This window comes from Rothia amarae (assembly GCF_014705945.2).
GTDB lineage: Bacteria > Actinomycetota > Actinomycetes > Actinomycetales > Micrococcaceae > Rothia > Rothia amarae.
In genome coordinates this window covers 1,803,468-1,825,584 of sequence record NZ_CP061538.1, presented here as the reverse complement: position 1 = coordinate 1,825,584, position 22,117 = coordinate 1,803,468, and the positions used below count along the sequence as shown (strand labels likewise).

At 60.0% G+C, this 22,117-nt stretch carries 15 protein-coding genes and 3 pseudogenes; 9 read left to right on the top strand and 9 right to left on the bottom strand.

Annotated features, from left to right (window positions below; genetic code table 11):
• Nucleotide 1 precedes the first annotated feature (1 nt).
• Together IDM48_RS08565 and IDM48_RS08560 are read right to left on the bottom strand one after the other, a co-directional pair.
• On the bottom strand, nt 2-1,717 hold the full coding sequence (locus tag IDM48_RS08565; protein ID WP_190616938.1) for a phospho-sugar mutase: 1,716 nt from the start codon (nt 1,715-1,717) through the stop codon (nt 2-4).
• A 52-nt stretch (nt 1,718-1,769) separates the two neighbouring features.
• The gene (locus IDM48_RS08560) at nt 1,770-2,615 is read right to left on the bottom strand and encodes a purine-nucleoside phosphorylase (protein ID WP_190616937.1); all 846 of its coding nucleotides are present in this window, start codon (nt 2,613-2,615) and stop codon (nt 1,770-1,772) included.
• Between the two features lie 102 nt (nt 2,616-2,717).
• Between IDM48_RS08560 and IDM48_RS08555 the strand changes: the two genes are divergently transcribed.
• Entirely contained in the window at nt 2,718-4,145 is a 1,428-nt protein-coding gene (locus tag IDM48_RS08555; protein WP_068168929.1) for an NAD(P)H-quinone dehydrogenase, read from the top strand.
• Between the two features lie 93 nt (nt 4,146-4,238).
• Here the strand turns inward: IDM48_RS08555 and IDM48_RS08550 are convergent, their stop codons facing one another.
• The 3 genes from IDM48_RS08550 to IDM48_RS08540 all read right to left on the bottom strand — a co-directional run bounded on the left by IDM48_RS08550 (nt 4,239) and on the right by IDM48_RS08540 (nt 8,459).
• Nucleotides 4,239-5,642 carry an MFS transporter gene (locus IDM48_RS08550; RefSeq protein WP_369796749.1) on the bottom strand — a complete coding sequence of 468 codons (1,404 nt, stop codon included), beginning with the start codon at nt 5,640-5,642 and terminating at the stop codon, nt 4,239-4,241.
• A gap of 176 nt (nt 5,643-5,818) precedes the next feature.
• Complete coding sequence (locus IDM48_RS08545) at nt 5,819-7,636, bottom strand: acetyl/propionyl/methylcrotonyl-CoA carboxylase subunit alpha (protein ID WP_190616935.1); 1,818 nt, start codon at nt 7,634-7,636, stop codon at nt 5,819-5,821.
• 145 nt (nt 7,637-7,781) lie between these two features.
• Entirely contained in the window at nt 7,782-8,459 is a 678-nt protein-coding gene (locus IDM48_RS08540; RefSeq protein ID WP_190616933.1) for a Maf family protein, read from the bottom strand.
• Nucleotides 8,460-8,597: 138 nt separating this feature from the next.
• On the opposite strand from IDM48_RS08540, the gene IDM48_RS08535 reads away from it, so the two are divergent.
• Entirely contained in the window at nt 8,598-11,927 is a 3,330-nt protein-coding gene (locus IDM48_RS08535; RefSeq protein ID WP_190616932.1) for an NAD-glutamate dehydrogenase domain-containing protein, read from the top strand.
• 135 nt (nt 11,928-12,062) lie between these two features.
• Here IDM48_RS08535 and IDM48_RS08530 read toward each other — a convergent pair.
• Nucleotides 12,063-13,255: pseudogene (locus IDM48_RS08530) on the bottom strand (IS110 family RNA-guided transposase).
• 45 nt (nt 13,256-13,300) lie between these two features.
• Between IDM48_RS08530 and IDM48_RS11740 the strand changes: the two are divergent.
• The 3 genes and pseudogenes from IDM48_RS11740 to IDM48_RS08520 form a co-directional block, all read left to right on the top strand.
• A complete protein-coding gene (locus IDM48_RS11740) occupies nt 13,301-13,432 on the top strand; it encodes a hypothetical protein (protein WP_255376898.1) in 132 nt (43 codons plus the stop codon).
• Nucleotides 13,433-13,536: 104 nt separating this feature from the next.
• Nucleotides 13,537-14,000, top strand: a pseudogene (locus IDM48_RS08525) (IS6 family transposase); the annotation flags it as partial.
• A 207-nt stretch (nt 14,001-14,207) separates the two neighbouring features.
• Nucleotides 14,208-14,606: pseudogene (locus IDM48_RS08520) on the top strand (transposase); the annotation flags it as partial.
• A 66-nt stretch (nt 14,607-14,672) separates the two neighbouring features.
• On the opposite strand, the gene IDM48_RS08515 reads toward IDM48_RS08520, so the two are convergent.
• On the bottom strand, nt 14,673-14,918 hold the full coding sequence (locus tag IDM48_RS08515) for a VOC family protein (protein ID WP_068168379.1): 246 nt from the start codon (nt 14,916-14,918) through the stop codon (nt 14,673-14,675).
• Nucleotides 14,919-15,065: 147 nt separating this feature from the next.
• On the opposite strand from IDM48_RS08515, the gene IDM48_RS08510 reads away from it, so the two are divergent.
• The 4 genes from IDM48_RS08510 to IDM48_RS08495 all read left to right on the top strand — a co-directional run bounded on the left by IDM48_RS08510 (nt 15,066) and on the right by IDM48_RS08495 (nt 19,448).
• The gene (locus tag IDM48_RS08510) at nt 15,066-16,160 is read left to right on the top strand and encodes an ISL3 family transposase (protein ID WP_068168382.1); all 1,095 of its coding nucleotides are present in this window, start codon (nt 15,066-15,068) and stop codon (nt 16,158-16,160) included.
• 82 nt (nt 16,161-16,242) lie between these two features.
• Complete coding sequence (locus IDM48_RS08505; protein WP_145177638.1) at nt 16,243-17,322, top strand: catalase family protein; 1,080 nt, start codon at nt 16,243-16,245, stop codon at nt 17,320-17,322.
• 24 nt (nt 17,323-17,346) lie between these two features.
• The gene (locus tag IDM48_RS08500; RefSeq protein WP_145177641.1) at nt 17,347-18,063 is read left to right on the top strand and encodes a Rossmann-fold NAD(P)-binding domain-containing protein; all 717 of its coding nucleotides are present in this window, start codon (nt 17,347-17,349) and stop codon (nt 18,061-18,063) included.
• A complete protein-coding gene (locus IDM48_RS08495) occupies nt 18,063-19,448 on the top strand; it encodes a Dyp-type peroxidase (protein ID WP_068172563.1) in 1,386 nt (461 codons plus the stop codon). The genes IDM48_RS08500 and IDM48_RS08495 overlap by 1 nt, the downstream gene beginning before the upstream one ends.
• A gap of 229 nt (nt 19,449-19,677) precedes the next feature.
• Here IDM48_RS08495 and IDM48_RS08490 read toward each other — a convergent pair whose 3' ends face one another.
• Both IDM48_RS08490 and IDM48_RS08485 read right to left on the bottom strand, forming a co-directional pair.
• Nucleotides 19,678-20,823, bottom strand: a complete 1,146-nt coding sequence (locus IDM48_RS08490) for a glycerol-3-phosphate dehydrogenase/oxidase (protein ID WP_238397944.1) — start codon at nt 20,821-20,823, stop codon at nt 19,678-19,680.
• Between the two features lie 35 nt (nt 20,824-20,858).
• A protein-coding gene (locus IDM48_RS08485; RefSeq protein ID WP_145177647.1) for an IS3 family transposase occupies nt 20,859-22,093 on the bottom strand; the annotation gives its coding sequence in 2 pieces (ribosomal slippage) (nt 20,859-21,769 and nt 21,769-22,093; 1,236 coding nt in all).
• Nucleotides 22,094-22,117 lie beyond the last annotated feature (24 nt).

The following is a 22,117-nucleotide window of genomic DNA, read 5'->3' as shown; positions in this document are numbered from 1 at the left end:
CTTATAGACCAAGAGCTGCGCGTATGTCGTCGGCGATTTTGCCCAGCTGTTCTTGCGCTTGATTGCGTACCTGCTTCAGATCGTCACCTTCTGCAACGGGGCGGATTACTTCGAGGTAGCACTTGAGTTTGGGCTCGGTGCCGGAGGGGCGAACAATGACGCGCGAATTGTCTTCGGTGAGGAAGAGCATTCCTTCGGTGGGTGGCAAGTTCTCACTACCTGCAGTCAAATCAACCGTTTCGGTGACTGCAGAGCCGCCTAGGGTTGCCGGGACGTTCAGGCGGAGCGAGCCCATCATAGTGCCAATCAACGAGAGGTCCTCCACACGAATGGATACCTGGTCAGTGGCAAACACACCGTAGTCCCGAGAAATCTGATCCAGGACCTCAATCAGGGATGAACCTTCGTTTTTGAGTTGCTCGGCAAAGAGCGAAACCATCAGACCTGCTGAGATGCCGTCTTTATCTTTCACCGCTTCAGGCGCCACACTGTAGCCAATTGCCTCTTCGTAACCGTAGGCAAGGTTCTGAATGCGGGCAATCCACTTGAATCCGGTGAGAGTTTCAAAGTGCGTAATGCCAGCAGCACGGGCGATAGCACCGAGCTGGCGGGAGGAAACGATAGAGTTTGCGAAAACCGGAGCGGGGTCGAGCGCAGAAATATCGCCTAAGCGCTGAATCATAGCGACGCCCAGGAGCGAGCCAATCTCATCGCCGCGTAGCTGACGCCACGTGGACACTGCCGGGTCATAGACAGCAAATGCGGCGCGGTCGGCGTCGGGGTCATTGGCAATAATCAAATCTGCATCACGTTCTTGGGCGAGCGCAAATGCCAAATCGAGAGCGCCAGGTTCTTCGGGGTTGGGGAAGGAGACCGTGGGGAACGTGGGGTCTGGCGCAAACTGCTCTTCAACGGGTGCTACCGTCTCAAAACCTGCGTTGTTCAGAACTTCCAGCATGGTTTTTCCGCCGACGCCGTGCATGGGGGTGTAGATGATGCTCAAGTTGCGTTCTGTCTGTTCGGTGAGCTCACCGATGCGGGAGGTGTAGTCATCTGCCACTGTTTCGGGCAGAATGTCCCAGCCGGATTTAGCGAGGGTAATGGTGGAATCGCTGATTCGTGAGATGTGCCCGGCAATCTCGCCGTCGAAGGGCGGAACGATTTGAGCGCCTGAAGCGTGCTCTTCCACCGCGTTGCCGCCGAGGTACACCTTGTATCCATTGTCGTTCGGCGGGTTGTGGGAGGCAGTGACCATTACACCGATTTCCGCTTTGTATTCGCGGGTTGCCCACGCCAGCACAGGGGTGGGGAGGGCAGAAGGCATGAGCTGGGTATGAATCCCTGCGGCTTCAAAGATTGCCGCCGTTTCTTCTGCAAAAATATCGGAGTTGTAGCGGGCATCGTAGCCGACGACGGCGGTGATTTTATCCCAGTTCTCGGCGGTTGCGCGCTCGTTGGCGTAGGAGGCTAGTCCTGCTGCTGCACGGCGAACAACAACCCGGTTCATGCGCATAGGACCGGCGCCTAGTTCTGCGCGAAGTCCGGCAGTACCGAACTGTAGCGTTCCCGAGAAACGGTCGCTGAGGTCGGCCAGAGCGGCATCGTCACCTGCGGCAACGCGGTCAATGATGTCCTGAAGCTGCGTGCGAGTTTGCTCATCAGGATCGATACTCATCCAATGCTGTGCCTGCTCTAAAAGTTGTGAAGCGGTAGTCATTTTTTCCCCTTGACTGTAAATAAAAATTAGCTAACTGGTGAAGCCAGCAACCTTAAAGTTGCTCGATGATGGATGCGAGCAGTTGCGAGATACGTGGACCGGCGTCCTTACCTGCCTGGATTACTTCTTCGTGATTGAGGGAGGTCTGTTGAATACCAGCAGCCATGTTGGTCACCAAAGAAATACCGAAAACTTCTAGTCCGGCAGCACGTGCGGCAATCGCCTCAAGCGCAGTGGACATGCCCACCAAATCAGCGCCGAGAGTGCGCATCATGCGAATTTCTGCTGGAGTTTCGTAGTGGGGGCCGGAGGTCTGATAGTAAACGCCTTCGAGCAACGACGAATCAACACCGCGTGCGATTTCGCGGATTCGTGGTGAGTACAAGTCGGTGAGATCCACAAAATGTGCACCCTGCAAAGGAGAAGTCGCTGTGGCGTTGATGTGGTCTGAAATGAGCACTGGCATGCCCGGTTCATAGTCGGGGTTAAGTCCGCCACATCCGTTGGTCAAAATCATGGTTTTGACGCCGGCTGCTGCGGCAGTCCGAACACCGTGGACGACGGCGTCAACGCCTCGACCTTCATAAAAGTGAGTACGTGCGCCGATGACCAGAGCGCGTTTGCCCGAAGGAGTCAGAATAGAGGAGAGAATGCCTGGATGCCCAGCAACCGCAGATTTGTGAAAACCGGGAACCAGGTCCGCGGAGATCTCGTGGGTAGTCTCACCGATGAGAGAGGCAGCCTCACCCCAGCCGGAGCCTAATGTCAGTGCAATATCGTGGTGGTCAACTCCCGTTGCTTCAGCAATATAGGCTGCAGCTTCTTGCGCTAGAGCGTTTGCGGGGTAGTCCTCATGGTGTGTGGGGAGGCCAGCGGCGTCCAAATTTTTCTGTGTCATCACATGCCTAACCTACCAAAAACCTGATGCGGGAGGTAAAGAAAGGCACTTTTTGCCCGGTATTCATTTGAACCATTTTCATATCTAGCAGAGAATGAACATGTGACTCTTAAAACAGATTATGCATCGCACAAAATTATTATTCTCGGCGGAGGCCCCGGCGGATACGAAGCTGCACTGGTAGCTTCCTCGCTCGGTGCAGACGTCACCATTATCGAAGACAAAGGTTTTGGCGGCTCGGCGGTTTTGACCGACGTCGTTCCCTCAAAGACCCTCATCGCATCAGCAGATTTGATGGCGCGTATCTCTGAAGCGGCTGATTTGGGGATTACCCTGGGCGAGCGTGGTTCTTTGCAGACCCCTCATGTGGACATGACCAAGGTGAACCAGCGTTTGCTTCGCTTGGCAGAGTCTCAGTCTGCGGATATTAAGCGCACGCTGGAGCGTAGCGGCATCAAGGTAATTAAAGGTCGCGGAAAGCTCGTAGATGAGCACACCGTTGAGGTGACCGACTCCGAAGGCCTGGTGTACCAGCTAGAGACTGCCTATATTTTGCTGGCGGTGGGTACCCATCCTCGCGAGCTAGCTACGGCTAAGCCAGACGGCCACCGCATCTTGAACTGGACTCAGCTCTACAACCTCGAAGAAGTCCCCGAAAAACTGATCGTGGTGGGTTCAGGTGTGACCGGTGCCGAATTCGCCTCAGCCTACAATGGCTTAGGTTCAGACGTCACGCTGATTTCTTCGCGTGATCAGGTGCTTCCTGGCGAGGACGAAGACGCCGCGAAGGTTCTGGAGAACGTTTTTGACCGCCGCGGAGTGAAGGTCATGCCGCGCTCGCGTGCTGAATCGGCGGAATATACCGAGGACGGCGAAGGCGTGATTGTTACGTTGAGCGACGGGCGAAAAGTGTCCGGCTCCCACGTGCTCATTGCCGTGGGTTCTATCCCCAATACGGAGAACCTGGGCTTGGAAGCGGCTGGAGTGGAGACGACCGAATCAGGTCATATTTCCGTTGACCGCGTTTCGCGTACCAACATTCCTAACATCTACGCTGCCGGTGACTGTACCGGAGTCTACCCGCTGGCTTCGGTGGCAGGTATGCAGGGGCGTGTGGCTATTGCGCACATGATGGGTGATTCGGTGAAGCCTTTGCGTACTCACTTGGTGGCATCGAACATCTTTACCTCCCCTGAAATCGCAACGGTGGGTGTCAGCGAGGCAGAAATAGCCTCAGGCAAATACCAAGCAGATATGGTCATGATGTCATTGACCACTAACGCTCGCGCCAAGATGATGGCGGTCAAAGATGGTTTTGTGAAAATTTTTGCCCGCAAGCATTCGGGAACTGTCATTGGCGGTGTGGTTGTGGGTCCGCGTGCGTCCGAACTTATCTTTTCCATTGCACTCGCTATTGATAACAAGCTGCATGTGGATGATATTGCTGAGACCTTCAACGTCTATCCTTCGCTGTCCGGCTCGATTGCTGAGGCGGCTCGTCATCTGCACAACGCTGAGTCGCAGAACTAGAACGCGATACATCTAGCGGTTCTAAGATAAAAGCGGGGCGGGGATTCTGAAAAGAAATCTCGCCCCGCTTTTCGCGTGCTCTGAGAATGAATTTTAGGATGGGCGGATGGAGTCGCGGGGATTCGCTGCATACATGTCGACGTCCCGTGTTTCGTGCGTGAGCAAGATAAAGACGATAGAAATAACCGAAGCGAACGCAAGATACGCGCCGACCGCTCCTACACCCCAATGGGCGTTCAGCCAGACAGCCACAAACGGGGTGAGCGCTGCACCCAGAATAGAAGCGACGTTATAGGAAATTCCCGACCCGGTGTAACGCACATTGGTTGGAAAAAGCTCGGGCAGGTATGCCGACATTGAACCGAAGGTTAGGCCCATCAGCGCCATGCCCACCGACATGAAGATAATGATTTGCGTGATGTTGGCGTTGGCGCCGGTTCCAACTACCTCAGGTGCCATCACGAACCGGAAAGACAGGCCGAATAGCACCATCAGTGTTGTGGTAATTAACTGTTGCTGGCGGCGTCCTGCCTTATCAGCCCACCAGCCAGAGACAGGCACACCGGCGGCAAAGAACAGAATGGAGATAAGTTGGATGATGAGGAACTGGTGATAGGGGATACCCAACCCGCCGCTTTCAACCTTGCCGATGCCGTAAGAGAGAATCCAAGCAGTCATCAAATAGAAAAGTACATAGCAAGCAACCATGATGAACGTTCCCTGAATCATGGGCCACCAGGAGGTCTTGAACGCCTCTACCAGCGGAGTCTTCACTTTCTCATTGTTCTGCACAGCTTGCGAGAAGACCGGGGTTTCTTCGAGCTTGACGCGCACGTACAGCCCAACCAGCACCATCACGATGGACGCTAAGAAAGGAATACGCCAGCCCCAGACCAAGAAGTCGTGATCGAGATTTCCCGCATCGCGTGCTGAATTGAAATTCAACAGTGACGTCAGAACCAGCACAAAACCGTTGGCAAGGATAAAGCCGAATGGAGCGCCTAACTGAGGCCACATCGCTGCGCGGGCGCGTTTGCCTTCTTCAGCGTATTCGGTAGCGAGCAGTGCCGCGCCCGACCATTCGCCGCCGAGTCCTAGACCCTGGCAGAAACGCAAAATGGTGAGCATGGCAGGGGCCCACAGCGCAATCTGGTGATAGGTGGGAAGTAATCCAATCAAGAAGGTGGCAATACCCATCGTGAGCAGCGCACCCACCAGGGTAGCTTTACGACCGATTCGGTCGCCAAAATGCCCAAAAACTACCGAACCAATCGGACGAGCCACAAAGGCCGCGCCGAACGTCGCCATCGACGCCAGCAACTTCGCCGTCTCATTTGCTCCAATAAAGAAGAGGGCGGGGAACACAGCTACAGCTGCGGTGGCATAAATGTAAAAGTCATAGAACTCGATGGTGGTGCCCACCAATGACGCCGTGATGATGCGTGAACGCGGCACGGACGTCTGGGCAGCAGTGTTCGAAGACGGTTGCGACATCATAAAAACCCCTTGCTCAAACTAAATGTGTATGCCAGGTAACTGTATGTACGCTGAGCGAAACCGTGCAGGGTATTTTCAAATATTGAGACTCATCAGGGATAAACCGGCAGGTGAGAGCGCAAAAGCGGAAACTCCCGCTCAGGAATTTCCGCTTTTGAAACGCTGTGCTCAGACGCTTACTTGATAGTTGCAATCACCGAACCGGCTGAAACTGTTTCCCCGGTTTTCAGTTTGAGACCCGCAACTTTGCCTGCCTTGTGCGCGGTGATGGGCTGCTCCATCTTCATGGCTTCAAGAACTACGATGAGATCACCTTCAGCTACCTTAGCGCCGTCCTTGACTGCGACCTTGACGATAGTTCCCTGCATGGGCGAGGTCAGCTCGTTGGAATTAGTCGAGACGGCGCGGGCGGAACGCTCTTTACGCTTCTTCGCTGCAGCAGGAGCCTTGGTAGACGGCGCAGATCCAAGCTGGGGCATGAGAATTTCCATGCGCTTGCCGTTGACTTCAACCACTACCTTTTGCCGGTCATCTTCGTCTGCATCAACGTTACCGAACCCGCCGTCGTAGGGCTTGAGGGTGTTGTTGAATTCGGTCTCAATCCAGCGGGTGTGGACTGTGAAATCTTCAGCAGTTTCAGCGGCAAAAGCCGGCTCGGTCAAGACCTGGCGGTGGAAGTTCGCCACCGTGGGCATACCTTCAATGACCAGCTCTGCCAGGGCGCGGCGCGAGCGCTCAATCGCCTGCTGGCGGGTGGAGCCGGTTACGATTAGCTTTGCCAGCATGGAGTCGAAGGAACCGCCGATGACGTCGCCTTCCATCACACCGGAATCCCAGCGCACACCGGGTCCGGTGGGGATAGCTAATTTTTCCACGGTACCAGGGGAGGGCATAAACGAACGCCCGGCGTCCTCACCATTGATACGGAATTCGAAAGAATGACCGCGCAGAACCGGATCATCAAAACCGAGCTCCTCACCACGGGCCACGCGGAATTGCTCGCGCACCAAATCAATTCCAGAAATTTCTTCGGAGACAGGATGCTCCACCTGAAGGCGGGTGTTGACTTCGAGGAAGGAAATGGTGCCGTCGGTTCCTATCAAAAATTCACAGGTTCCAGCGCCCTGGTAGCCTGCCTCTTTGAGAATCGCCTTGGAGGATTCGTAGAGGCGTTCAAGTTGCGCCTCGGAAAGGAAGGGAGCAGGAGCCTCTTCAACCAGTTTCTGGTTGCGGCGCTGCAACGAGCAATCGCGGGTAGATACCACGACGACGTTACCGGCGGCATCCGCCAAGCACTGGGTTTCAACGTGGCGGGGCGAGTCCAAGAATCGCTCAATAAAGCATTCACCGCGACCAAATGCTGCGGTTGCCTCGCGAACTGCCGAATCAAAAAGCTCGGGGATATCTTCACGCTGGCGAACCACCTTGATGCCGCGTCCGCCGCCACCGAAGGCAGCTTTAATGGCGATGGGCAGCCCAAATTCGTCGGCAAAAGCTTCAACTTCAGCGGCAGATTCCACGGGATCCTGGGTTCCGGGAACCTGGGGAGCGCCGACTTTCTCCGCAATATGGCGGGCAGCAACCTTGTCGCCCAAACGAGTAATAGCTTCAGGCGAAGGACCAATCCAGGTCAGACCAGAGTCAATCACACGCTGCGCGAACTCGGAGTTTTCTGAGAGGAAACCGTAACCGGGATGCACCGAATCAGCGCCAGCGCGCTCAGCAACCTGCAGGAGCTTATCAATGACCAGATAGGAATCAGAGGCAGTGGAACCACCCAAAGAGTAGGCTTCATCAGCCAGGCGCACGTGCAACGCATCGCGATCAGGCTCGGCGTAAACTGCCACTGTCTTAATACCTTCATCACGCGCAGCACGAATAACTCGTACCGCAATCTCACCGCGATTGGCAATTAAAACCTTGGAAACGGGGCCCGTATGGCGGCCCTCACGAGCAACAAAATGAGCGAAATCGCGGTCATGGGTAGTGGACAATGAAAAACTCCTTTGATCCGCGATACGTCGAGAGGAAACTGCCCTGAATCGGGCTGAAACTCTGTGGCTCTGGAGCGCTCACGGTTATGCTTTGTGCGTCTGCTTGTCGATTTTACCGTCAAAACACTACGAATATGTTTAAAAGTTACGCTGATTTCTTCCAAAACTCTGTGATGGAGAGATTCATTTCTTTCAGCATGGAGCGCAATGCGTTCACCGATAGGCCAACGACCGTGTGAAATTCTCCCTCGATTTCGCGGATGAACGCCGCCCCAAAGCCGTCGATGGTGAATGAACCCGCCACCCATAGGGGCTCTTCGGTGCCCACGTATGCGATCATTTCAGCCTCGCTCATCTCTTCAAAACGCACGACGGCGCTGCGCAACTTGGATGCTTCGGGGGCGCGGCTCCCCGTGCGGTTATCGACCAACCAGTGACCGGTGTGTAGCACGCCCTCATTGCCGCTCATTTGACGGATGCGCTCTAGTGCTTTTTCTGCAGTGTGGGGTTTGCCAAAGGCTTGACCGTTCATTTCAAACACTGAATCACAGCCCAAAACCAGTGCCCCTTCCGATTCTGGTAATTGCGCTACTGCCTGTGCCTTAGCCTTTGCCAGCAACAGGGCGGTCTGCGCCGGGGTAATCTCTCCTAGACCGGAAGCATAGGCGTGCTCTTGTGCTTGCTGCAAGGCTTGTTCTTCGTCTACTTCAGAGACAATCACCGTGAATTCCACACCGGAATCTTCGAGAAGTTTTTTCCGGGCGGGGGAGCTGGATGCGAGAATCAGACGAGTTTCGGGTTGAACAGTATTTTCAGTGAGCATATGTTCAGTTTATGGGGCGAGGTCTATTATGTGGAATTTCAGGTTCTCCAGTATTTATTGTTGCCGCTGGCTTCGATAGATTGAAAACGAAAACGATGAAACGACCGTCTCTTTCCAACCAGCTATCGGAGGAATCCCATGAGCGCTTTACCCAACCTTTCCCTCAAACCGCTATCTCAAGAACCCGAATTGGGAAGCGCTGATTTTGCAGCGCTGGAGAAACTCAGTTCCTCATCCGCTCCGGCTATCGTGAAAGCTCCTTCTCAGGGAACTTTGCGTTTGTACCTGTCGCAACCGCAATCCATTGCCGTTGTGCTTCCTCTGCTGGCGCACCTGGGTATTTCCGTCAAGAACCAGGCAGCTTTTGCCGTCACCTTTGAGGGGAAGGACATCACCCTCTTTGAATTAGAACTAGAGCACACCGATTTCCCTCAGAACGACCGCGCACTTGAACTTGCAGAAGACGCACTCAATGCTGTGTTGACTCAAGAAGCTGAGGACGACGAGCTGAACCAGCTCATCACCGCCCAGCAGGTTTCCTGGCGCACCGTCGTCGTCTTGCGTGCTTATGCGGCTTACTTGGCGCAGCTGGGGGTCAAACCCACCACCAAAACTATTGCTGGGTACTATCTGAATTACCCAGAGCTTACTGCCTCATTTATTGAGTATTTCCATACGAGCTTTGACCCTGAACTGGATTTGGACCGGCAGGAGCGTCTAGACCACCGGGAAGAACTTGCAGACCGTATCGAGAAACAGATGGGCGAAATCACCGATGCCGCCACCGAGCAGTTCTTCTCCCATCTGCTTGAGGTCATGCAAGCCACCGTGCGCACCAACCTCTTTCAAAATAAAGAGACGGTAGCGTTCAAGCTTCGCCCGCAGGAGATTTCCTGTGCGCCGGCGCCGCGCCCGCTCTGGGAAATCTGGGTCTACTCACCAAAGGTCGAAGGTACTCACCTGCGCTTTGGAATGGTCTCCCGCGGCGGTTTGCGCTGGTCCGATCGCCCGCTGGATTTCCGCACCGAGATTCTCGGCCTGGTCAAAGCCCAGCGCACCAAGAACGCCGTCATTATTCCTAACGGTTCTAAGGGCGGTTTCTTCCCCAAGGGACTTCCCGACCGCGACGCCGAAAAGGAACTCTATGCGCAGATGGGCGTAGACGCCTACAAGCTGTTCATCGGATCGCTGTTGGATGTTACCGATAACCTGGTGAGCGAAAATGGCGAAGAAAAGATTGTTCACCCCGATAACGTGGTGATTCTTGATGGCCCCGATCATTACCTGGTGGTCGCAGCCGATAAGGGAACCGCAACTTTCTCCGACACCGCTAACTCCCTTTCGCTAGAGCGCGGTTTCTGGTTGGGCGACGCTTTTGCCTCCGGCGGCTCGGTCGGATTCGACCACAAAGACATGGGCATTACCGCCCGGGGCGCGTGGGAATCGGTGAAACGCCATTTTGCTTCGTTCGGCAAAGACATTCAAACCGAAGACTTCACCATGGTCGGAATCGGTGGTATGGCGGGCGACGTATTTGGCAACGGCGTCCTACTCTCACCCCATATTCGCCTGGTCGCCGCCTTCGATTCACGGCACATTTTCATCGACCCTAACCCCGATGCTCAAACCACATTTGCCGAACGCGAGCGCCTCTTCAACCTGCCCCGCGCCTACTGGACCGACTACAACCGGGAACTCATCTCAGAGGGCGGTGGCGTCTTCAACCGCTCCGATAAAACCATCGAAATCAATGAGCAGATTCGGCAGGCGCTCGGCATTGAGGATGAAGTCTCGGAACTGACCCCCGCAGAATTGATTCGCGCTATCATCGCCGCTCCGGTGGATTTGCTTTACACCGGCGGAACCGGCACCTATGTGCGCTCTAGCAGCGAAACAGATGCCGACGTCCGCGATTCCACCAACGATTCCATGCGTATCACTGCCCCCGAACTGCGCGTCAAAGTAGTAGGGGAGGGCGGCAACCTTGGGTTGACCCAGCGCGCTCGCATTGAAGCGGCTCGCCATGGGGTGTTGCTCAATACTGACGCCGTCGACAACTCAGCGGGTGTGGAGACCTCCGACCACGAAGTGAACTTGAAGATTCTGGTAGATCGTTTGGTTGACGCTGGAGAGATTAGCAAGGACGAGCGTGCGGCTTTGATTGAGGAACAGGTCGAGGAAGTTGCGCAGCAGGTGTTGCGCTCGAACATCGACCAAAACATTCTGTTGCAAGCAGAACGCTTGGGCACTCGTCCTACCAATTCAGCGGCAACCCGTTTTATCAAGTTCCTATCGAACAATGCTGGACTGGACCGCGACGTTGAGTTCCTGCCTACCAACGACGAGCTGGCAGAACGCCGGGATAACAAGGAACGCTTGACCAGCCCCGAACTTTCGGTTCTCACCGCTTACTCGAAGCTGTGGCTTACCCAGACTTTGATTGATGAAAACTTTGGGCAGGACCGCTGGCTAGAGCCGGTTCTGCAGGAGTACTTCCCCTCTGCCGTGCGGGAGAAATATGGGAAGCATTTCTGGTCTCACCCTCTGCGCCGAGAAATTATTGCCACCAAGGTAGCCAATGAAGTCGTTGATACCGCTGGAATTGTCTTTGTGTTCCGGGTGGTTGAAGAAACCGGTGCGAGCGTTTCCACCGTGGTGCGTTCGTTCTTGGCAGTGAGCGCCATCTTTGGGTTGAAGGACGCCATGCAGCAGGTGCGCGAACTTGCCCCCACCACTGACCCCGATGTCTGGCGTTCTTTGGTCTATGGCATTCAGCGCTTCACCGATCGCGCCGTACGCAAGGTAGTGCAGGAAGGAACTCTCGCTCGCGCAGAGGTGTCCGGGGAAATTGAGGGTGTGATGGAGTCTTTCATCAACCGTTTCTCGCAGGTTCAATCGCTGTGCGGTCACCTGGAATCTTTCTTGGGCGGTAAGCTGCTCGAACGTGTGCGGGATAACCAGCGGGCAGTGAACCGCTGGGGAGTCGACGGCGCTCTTGCAGATTTGTGGGCGGAGGTTTGGGAGCAGATTGCTCTGGTTGACATCGTCTCCATCGCCGAACAAACCGGCTGGAGCACCGAACGTGTAGCACCGCTTTACTTTGCGTTGTATGAGCGATTCAATGCTTCAAACACCATGATTGCCATTACCGAGCTTCCCCGAGTAGGGCGCTGGGAGTCGATTGCCCGCGCGTCACTCCGATCGGACTTGTATGAGGCGCTGACGGCGCTGACCTGCAAGCTGATCGGATTTGCCGAGGAGAACGGAAAAGCTCAGCCGGAGACTTTTGCCCAGGCAATGAAGCTTGTTCGGGAGTGGGAGAAAGTCACTCCGTTGCAGGCACCGGCGATTCGCCGTCTGACCCAGGAGATTTCTGAGTTCATTAATCTCTACGCAGCAGGTTCACGACGTGCCGATTCAGCGACGATTTCGGTAGCGGTTCGCACGCTGCGCGAGATTGCTTACTAAGACGCGGCGTCTTTTGACGAAGTAGCTGTACGGAGCGCCGAAAGCACACGGTTTTCCCACCGCGCACGGTTCTTTTCTGTGTCGGTGGGCAAACCGTGTGTTTTCGACACCAGGGGGGTGCTTCTATAGTTTTCGTCAAGCCCCCACCGACACACGAGACTCATAAAAACACCCATCCCGCAACATCGCAAACAAAACATTCAACCGCTTACGAGCCAACGCCATCACCGCCTGATTATTCCGCTTACCCTCCGCACACTTGCGATCGTAATAAGCACGCGAAGCCTGATCAGCCTTCAACGAAGCAAAAGCAGATAAGAAAAGCACTCGCTTAAGTGCTTTGTTCCCACGCCGTGAGGCGTGGGAACCCTTAATCGAGGTACCCGATTTTCTATCCACTGGCGCAATCCCAGCATAAGACGCCAGATGAGAAGCATCCTTAAAATCCTTACCCACCACCTCAGTTAGAATCCTGGCACTGGTGCGCACACCCACCCCAGGCATCGAACGAATAACTGCTGATAAAGGATGAGCTTCCACCAAATCCAGTATCTGCTGCTCTGCTTCACTACGCTGTGCCAGAATCAGCTCAAGCTGGGCAGCTAAGAAAGAAATAATCTGAGAAGCACTTGCTGTTCCAGCAACGATGACTGTTTGCTCATCAAGAGCTTGGAAGATTTCTTCCGTAAGCTTCGGTGCAAGCCGAGGTGCTTTCTTTTTCAGTAGGTTACGCACCTTGGTGCGCCCTGCAAAATGAAGTTCTGCAGGAGCAGGGTATTTCTTGAGCAACCCAAGCACCGCCTGGTGCGAAAGTCTAGGACCTAAAACTCGCTCAAGGTGTGGATGAATCTGAGTGAGAAAGCCACGCAGACGGTTTGAAACTGCTGTTGCTTGTGCTGCTAGGTCATCGTCAAAACCGCAGAGCATGGAGAGTTCTGAGGTGGTTTCATCGGCAACTGTTATTCCATGTAGGGTGTGGGGCATGGTGCGGGCTGTTTCAGCGATGATGAAGGCGTCCTTAGCATCTGTTTTTGCTTCACCGGGGTGCAAATCAGCTACTCTTCGCATGGTTAGCCCTGGCAGGTAGGCGACTTGGATACCTATGTTTTGTGCGATAGCTATCGGCAGGGCACCGATTGTTTTAGGCTGGTCCACTACTAGCAGAACAGTTCCTTGGGTGCTGAGCTTAGTCAGTAGTTCACGGATTTTGGGTTCTGATTGGGGTAGGGGTTTATCCCAGATTTTTTGCCATTGCTGGTGAGCGCTGTAGCGTGGTGGTTGGTTTTGCCGACGTCTAGTCCGAGGTAAATGGTGAGGTTTTCGGTCATTTCTTCGCACCTTTGTGTTTTGCGGGTTATGGTGTGAAGTAACCGGTGGTTCACGAATCTCGCACCCACGTTACATTGGCTTTGGATCGTGCTTCTATTAGCGATGGTTTGTGGACCGTTCCCGGCCCCGGTGGCGACACCCCCCTGACCATTATTTGTGTTGGCTGGGGGCATTGAGCCATGCCGGGGCGGGCCGGTTACTTACGCTTCTAGTTTCACCTGTTTTTGGTGTCTTTGTGTGCGCCCTTAAAAGGTAACGGGGGGGCGTCTTGTGTGCTTTTTTCTTAGGGGTCGGCGGCAGGTGGTGCTACCTCTATCGGGCGAGCACCGCCGGTGGCCAGACCCTGGACTTTAACCTCTCTCCGAAGCGGAACGTGGTCGCAGCGAAGCGTTTCCTGGCCAAGGCCCTCAGGTCCAATGCGTCAGCCGGGTATCCCAGAGTGATCAACACCGATAAAGCACCCTCCCTAGCCAAGGCAATCGCCGAGTTGAAGTCAGAGGGAATCTGCCCGCCAACAGTGGAACACCGGCAGGTGAAATACCTCAACAATATCTTGGAAGGCGACCATGGTCGGCTGAAGCGGATCCTCGGGCCGAAAGGCGCGTTTAAGAACCGGACATCTGCATATCGGACGTGGAAAGGGATGGAGGCGATTCATTGCGGAAAGGTCAGGGCACGATGTTTGCCTACGGGCAACCGAACCCGGACGCGGTGATCGTCAACCGGGTCTTCGAGACGGCCTGAGAACGCCCACACGCAGCGGCGATCAGGGAATGAGAAACTGAGTCTTCACTGCTCTCCGCCCAACTTTGCAACAGCACCGACTCGTACAAGTCGACGGCCTGACGACGGAACTCCTCGGAGTAGTTCTTCCTGGCCATGATTCCTGGATCATCTCGCTTCCCCAGCAGGTGCTGGATTCAGCGTGTCCAAGAACCGAGGTCAAGCCCCGACGTGCGCCCGATCTACACCGCCCCGACCGTGGCCGCGGCCAGGGACCGGTTCGAGGAGTTCGCCGAGAAATGGGGCAAGCCCTACCCGGCGATCGTGCGGCTGTGGGAGAACGCCTGGGCGGAGTTCATCCCGTTCCTGGACTACGACATCGAGATCCGCAAGGTGATCTGCTCGACCAACGCGATCGAGTCCCTCAACGCCCGCTACCGCCGGGCGATCCGCGCCCGGGGCCACTTCCCCAACGAGCAGGCCGCGATGAAGACCCTGTACCTCGTCACTCGGAGTCTGGACCCCAAGGGCACCGGACAGACACGATGGACCATGCGCTGGAAGCCAGCGTTGAACGCCTTTGCTATCACCTTCGCCGACCGCATGCCGGCCGCCGAAGACCGCTGACCATGAAAACGCCACTTACACCGTTAGGCGGACAGTCCCTCGTCAAGACCTGTGGATCGGCGAGTTCTACGGGTTGTTCGCGGTGAGCTCGACTTGGTAGCCGTCGGTGTTCGATAGGTTGGCGGCGTAGGTCTGTGGACCGCCGGCGTGGGGGTGTTTGTTGGCGAACATGAGTGCCCAGCCGTGGTCGGCGGCTGCCGCGGTGAGGGCATTGACGCGGTCGTGGTCGCCGGCGTGGAAGGCCAGGTGGTTGAGCCCGGGGCGCTTCCGGTTGTGTGGTTTCACCAGCATGTCGGGTGACTGTTCGATCACGATGTAGGTGCTGTCGAGTCGCCAACTGCGTCCGCCTGGCCATTCTTGGCTCTTCAACTTTGAGCGTGGTGGGGCCCTGAAGTAGGGCTCGCGGCCCTACGCCAGCATGGGTGTTGTCTAGACATCTCATGAGCGAGGACCGCGAGCGTGCACAAGCCTACGTTCGACGTCGATGCGGCGTCGATCCTGTTCAACCTGTCCGGTTACCGAGTCGTCTCGGCCACCCCTGGCGTCGGCGTTGAGCAACCGCGGCAGGTGCTGATCGAGACGACCACGAGCGAGGGCGCCTGCCCCTCCTGCGGGGTGCTGTCCTCGCGGATCCAGGCAAGACCTACCCAGCGCGTGAAGGACGTGCCGTGCGGGGGTGAGCGGCTCGACGTGCTCGTGCGCAAGCGCCGCTACGCCTGCCGTGAGTCGTTGTGCCCGCGGCGGTCGTTCACCGAGGAGACCGAGCAGCTGCCCGCGCGGGCGAGGGTCACGACCCGGCTGACCGAGCAGGTGATATCCGTCTGCCGGGCCGAGCCGCGGTCCATCGTGTTCACCGACCTGGACGACGGCGCGATCCTGGACGTCGTCGACGGCCGCCGCGGCAAGGTCGTCACCTCCTGGCTCGCGGCGCGGCCGCGGTGGTGGCGCCGGCGGGTGCAGGTCGTCGCCCTGGACATGTCGAGTGAGTTCCGGGCCGCGGTCCGCAAGGCACTACCGCGGGCGAAGGTCAGCGTGGACCACTGGCACGTGGTGCGGCTGGCCAACGAGATGGTCACCAAGGTGAGGAGGCGCCGGGTGTGGGAGCTGCACGAGCGCCGAGGACGGGCGACCGACACCCCGTGGAAGTACCGCAAGCTGCTCACCTGCGCCGGTGACCGGCTCACCGTCCGGCAGCGCACCAAGCTGCAGCAGATCCTGGCCGAGGACGTCGAGCTGGCCGTCGCGTGGGGCATCAAGGAACACGTCCGCCAGGTCCTCACCGCCACCGACACGCCCTCCTTCCAGCGGCACTGGGCCCGCCTTGAGAGCGCCGTGCGAGCCACCCACCTGCCCGAGCCGGCCGCGCTGTTCCGGACCCTGCTGGCCTGGCGTCGTGAGCTGCTCACCTTCTGCCGAACCAGGGTCACGAACGCTCGCACCGAGGCGGCGAACCTGACCGCCAAGACGATCAAGAGGGTCGGGCGCGGGTACCGCAACCATCGGAACTACAGATGCCGCATCATTGGCTATGCGCCCCGACCGATCGCGGCGTGAACACCCAGCACCACGCTCAAAGTTGAAGAGCCAAATTGAGTCCAGTACAATATTGTTATCACGATATCGAGGAGGCATACCGATGAACCCCATCCGCTACCACGATGACGTCGAAGTGCCCGTGGAGAACGAGGCCGAGATCTCCCAGCGCATCGTCGAGCGCATGGCCGCCACCCAGGCCGAGAACGCCGACCGTCACCGCCACGCCCACCGCGACGCGCACGCCAAGAGCCACGCGATCCTCACCGGGCAGCTCACCGTGCACGACGACCTGCCGCACGAACTCGCGCAGGGCATCTTCGCCACCCCCGGCACCCACGAGGTCGTCGCGCGCCTGTCCTCGGCACCCGGCGACATCCACTCCGACGAGATCCCCGCCCCCCGCGGGTTCGCCCTCAAGATTATCGACGTGGAGGGCGAGCGTCTCTCCCCCGACCTCGGCGGCGCCAACCAGGACTTCCTCATGGTGAACTTCCCGACGCTCGCGTTCGGCACCGTGACCAAGTACGAGGACATGCTCGACATCCTCGAGAAGAACGCGAGCAACCCGGCCGCCGCGCAGAAGGCGGTCTCCGCCGCCGCCCGGGGCATCGCCTCGATCACCGAGAAACTCGGTCGCACCCCCGGCGCGACCATCCAGGGCCTCGCGAACGACTACTCCCACATGCTCGGTGAGACCTTCTACACCCAGGCCGCGATCCGTTACGGCGACCACGTCGCCAAGATGTCCCTCGCGCCGACCGGGGAGGTCGCCGAGCTCACCGGCGTCGACGTCGGCGACGACTTCGACGCGATGCGCACCGCGGTCGTCCGCCACTTCATGACCAAGGGTGCGACGTACGAGCTGCGGGCGCAGCTGTGCACGGACCTGGAGACCATGCCCGTCGAGGACGCCGCCGTGCTCTGGGACGAGGACGAGGCACCCTTCCGGACCGTCGCGACGGTCCGCTTCGACCCGCAGGATGTCAGCCTGCCCGCCCGTCGGGTCGCCGGTGACGACCACCTCGCGTTCAACCCGTGGAACGGAGTCGAGGCTCATCGGCCCCTCGGGTCGATCATGCGCGTGCGCAAGCTCGCCTACGAGTCGTCCTCGCGGCAGCGGCACGACCTCAACGCCGTGGCCCGCCGGGAGCCGGACTCCCTCGCCGACCTCACCGCCTGACCCCCCACCCCCTTGGAGGACCCCATGAATGAGAAGCTGACGTCCGAACAGACCCGCATCGACCCGCGCCTCTCGGAGGAGAGCCGCATGGAGGAGTTCCGCCGCGTGGTCAAGGAGGTCGCGGCCGACGCGCCGACGATCTCCCAGATCGCGATCAACTCCCTGCTCACCGACAAGAACCCGCTCCACGAGGGCACGTACATGTCGGCTGGCCGGGCCGGTGCCCGCTCCGGCAACGTGTCCGAGCTGACCGCCATCGCCGACCTCAGGCCCGGCGGCGCCGACCGGCTGCGCCGCATCTTCGGCCTCACCGGCGGCGACTTCGACGGCGCCAAGCGCGTCTCGACGCTGCACAACATGCGGTTCGTGTTCTTCGACGACGACACGCGTGTGCTGTTCGCCACGGCCTACGACGGCGACTGGGACACCTACATCGACGACTTCGCGACGAAGATCCCCGAGCTCATGGACCTGTTGTTCGCCAATGTCGAGGGCTGGCCCGGTATCGACTCGCCCGACGTCAAGGACTACATCGCGAATCACCAGATCGACGCCGCCGCGTGGTTCGTCGCGAACCCGCAGGTGACGGTCGTGGACGTGCGCCGGTACCAGCGCATGGAGCAGGCCCTGGACACGTTCTTCGACGCGATGGCGGCGAACACCGCGATGGACGCGACGACCCGGGAGGCCCTGTCGGCGCTGTCGGACGCGGTGGCGACGCCGCAGGGGGTGGACTACTGATGCCGTTCGATCACCTCAGGGAGCTGCGCAAGCGGTTCCGTCGGGAGAGCGTCACGCTGCAACTCGACGACATCCAGTCCCTCATCCTGCGGTCGCGGCCCGAGCCCTACGTCGGGATCCACGCGGGGTTGCGGGTCGACACCCCCGAGGGGGGTCGTGCCCTGCTGGGCCGGCTCGTCGAGTACGTCCCCTCGGCGCAGGACTGGACCGCGGACATGCACGCGTGGACGGGGGTGGCGATCAGCCACGCCGGCCTCAAGGCGATGGGCCTGCCGGAGGAGTCCCTCGCGAGTTTCCCGCTGCCGTTCCGGCAGGGCATGGCGGCCCGCGCGGGCCAGCTCATGGACACGGGCGAGAACGCCCCGGAGACGTGGGAGGAGTTCTACAAGGACGACTCCCTGCACGTCGCGGTGACGATCTACGCCGACTCGGAGGAGTCCCGGGCGGACGCCGTGGAGAAGGCTCTGGGGTACCTGGAGGAGATCGACGGGGTCACCCTGCTCGGCACGCACGCGTTCGGGGCGCCGGATGCGGCCAACCCGTTCGGCTACCACGACTCGCTCAGCCAGCCGCTCGTCGCGGGCGCCGGCGTCGACGCCCTCCCGGGGCAGGAGCGGGCCATCGCGGCGGGCGAGTTCATCCTCGGGGAGGACAGCGAGACGGGTTCGCCCGTCGCCATGCCCTCGCCGGACGTGCTGGGTCGTAACGGCTCGTTCGTCGTGCTCCGCAAGTACGACAGCCGTGTCGGCGCCTGGAACGACTTCCTCCGCGAGCACGCGGAGGAGGACACGCAGGAGTCCCGCGACGCCTTGGGCGCCAAGCTCGTCGGCCGGTGGCGGTCGGGGGCGCCGCTCGTCCTCTCCCCCGAGAAGGACGACGTCGACCTCGGCATGGATCAGTCCCGCAACGACGACTTCGACTACTCCGACGACCGCCGCGGCCTCATGTGCCCCCACTCGGCGCACGTGCGCCGCATGAACCCGCGCGGCAGCGAGCTGACGATCCTCACGGACGAGAACATCCACCGGATCATCCGCCGCTCCTCGACGTTCGGCCCCGAATGGGACCCCGACCTCACCGCCGCCGACGACAAGGACGACGAGCGCGGCCTGTTCTTCATCTTCATCAGCGCCCGCGCCTACGACACGGTCGAGTTCCTCCAGCAGGAGTGGATCAACCGCGGCAACTTCGTCGACCTCGGTACCGAACGCGACCCCGTCGTCGGACTCCACGAGGAACCGGGTCGGTTCACCATCCCCGACCGCCCCGTCCGCAAGCGCGTCGACGGCGTGACCACGTTCAACCGCCTCCGCGGCGGCGAATACATGTTCATGCCCTCCCTCACCGCCCTCCGCTGGATCGCCGACGCAGGCTGGGAGAGCTGACCAGGCCGGCGGATCGAGACCGGTGCTCGCCCGGTCGTCCGCACCGGCGATGAACGAGAGGCCCCCTCCCAACCCGGGAGGGGGCCTCTCGACTTGGAACGCCGTGGCTCTGGGGCCGTCCGCGCCCTCGGACCTCACGAGGGCGAGCACGCGCTCGACGCGCTCAGCCGTGTCGATGGCCCCCCTGCCCCCTTCCTCACCCCGCATGACGTCATCCGGGGGGCGGGGGTCAGGTGGTCGCGAGTTCCAGGACCTGGGCGGCGACCTCGCGGGCGGCGGGGACGGCGGACTCGACGAAGGAGGTGCGGGTGCGGCGTTCGACGAGGTCCTCCACCGTGAGGGCGCCCTCCGCCAGCACGCCGAAGAGCATCTCCGCAACGGTGTAGGCGACGCCCTCGGCGACGGGGCCCGCGAACCGGGGGTACCGACGGCCCAACTCCGCGACACGACCGGCCTCGGTGCCGTAACGGCGCACGAGACGGGTCGGTTCCTCGAGACGGGCCAGCACCTCCCGCGGCGCCGCGCCCACGAGCGGGAGCATCCTCGTCCGGCACTCCCGGTCCGTCCCGAGACGACGGCAGGCGGCGTCCACGGCGTCCTCGGCCATCGTGCGATAGGTCGTGAGCTTGCCCCCGGCGATCGTCAGGGGCCGGCCAGGTTCGTCGATGAGCAGGTGCCGTCGGGACACGTCGGCGGTCGCGCCCGCCTCGACGAGTGGGCGCTCCGCGCCCTCCGACAGATCCCCCGACGCGCCGTGCTCGCGCCTCTCCCCGAACCCGTGCCTCCCGATCCGCCTCTTCGTCCCTCCCGTCGACCCGCCCGACGGAGTCGGCAGCACCAACGGCCGCAGCCCGGCGAACCGGCCCACCACGTCCTGCCTGGTCAGGGGGCGCTCCAGCGCGCGGTTGATCGTGGCGAGGAGGAAGTCCTCGTCGGATTCCGGCACCGGCGGAGCGATGCCGTCGACCCCGGGAGCGGCGTCGTCGGTGAGGCCGACGAGCACGAGGCCGTCGCTCTGTGGCAGAGCGAACACGAACCGGCCGAAGTGACCCGGCACCGGCGCGGTGAACACGGCGCTGGGACACCCGAGCGCCTCGGCCCGCACGACCAGGTGGGATCCGCGGCTCGGCGAGATCCGCAACGACGGGTCGTGTTCACCGGCCCACACGCCGGTCGCCGAGACGACCGTGCCCCGAGCCTCGACGCTCTCGCCCGTCGTCTCGTCCGTGAGGGTGAGTCGGTCCTCACGCAGGTCGGTCGCGGCGCACCGGGTGAGGACGTCCGCGCCGTGCGCCGCGGCGGTGCGGGCCAGCGCGATCACGAGGCGGGCGTCGTCCTCGAGCTGACCGTCGGTGTAGTAGACGGCACCGCGCAAGGGCCCTACCCCCGGATCTTGGACACGGGGTGTGATTACGCAGCCGTCGGCAGCGTAGCGGTGTTGCCGGTCTCGTAGAGGACCGGCGGGACGTAGCGGCACCACGAATGGCGTCGCTTGGTGTTGTAGCGGACGAGCCACCTGAAGACCTGCCGGCGGCAGACCAGTTCGTTGCTCCAGCAGGCGGCGTCTTGGAGAACCTCGCGCTTCATGGTGGCGTTGAACGACTCGGCCAATGCGTTGTCCGCGCTGGACCCGACGGCGCCCATGGACTGGGTGACGCCGAGCTTGCGACAGAGCTTGGCGTAGTCCTTCGAGCAGTAGACCGACCCGTGGTCGCTGTGAAATACGCTGCCCTTGAGGGTGCCCCGGGTTGCGGCGGCGGCCTTCAACGCGTCCTCGACGAGCTCGGTACGCATGTGGTCAGCGATGGCCCACCCGACAAGCCGACGGCTGTAGCAGTCGATCACGGTCGCCAGGTAGAGGTTCGTGCCGTCGGCGATCGGCAGATAGGTGATGTCGCCGACGTAGCGCAGCCCTGGTGCCGGGGCGGTGAAGTCGCGCTTGAGCAAGTCGGGGTACTTCTGGCCAGACGGTTCGGGGATCGTGGTCCGCACCCGCCGCTTCTTCACATAGCCCCGGATTCCTTGCAGCCGCATCACCCTGGCGACGCGCTTGTGGTTTACCCGCTCACCGGCAGGCGCGCTGTCGTTGAGCTCGGCGGTGATCCGTGGCGCACCCTGGGTGTTGTCCTCGGCATGGACAGCCCTGATCCGCTCTGCCAGCGCCGCGTCGTCAGCTGCCCTGGCTTCTCGGGCCGGGGCAGCCTTGAGCCAGGCGTAGTAGGACGAGCGCTCGATCTCGACGAGCTCACACAGTCGCTTCACCTCGAAGGTGGCGGAGTTGCCGGCGACGAACTGGAAACGACTCACCAGCCCGTCTCCCCAGCGAAATACTTGGCCGCCCGCTGGAGGATCTCCCGCTCGGTGGTCAGCTTCGTCGTCTCGACCTCGAGCTCGTTGACCCGGGCCTCGAGCCGGGCGATCTTCTGCTCAGGCGTCTCACCGGCGGGACCCGTAGGGCTTGTCGGCGACGGCTTGGACTGCAGTGGGCTGGAGGTCAATGTCCCGTCAGCGGCGGTCTTCTTGCCGGTCCCGTAGACCTCGAGCCAGTGCCGCAGCGTGCCGCGCACGATGCCGAGATCCTCGGCGATGCCGCGGACCGTGGCGCCCGGGGTGGACTCGTAGGTGCTGTTGCAAAGTTGGGGCAGTAGAAAGACCGGCGTGAAATAATC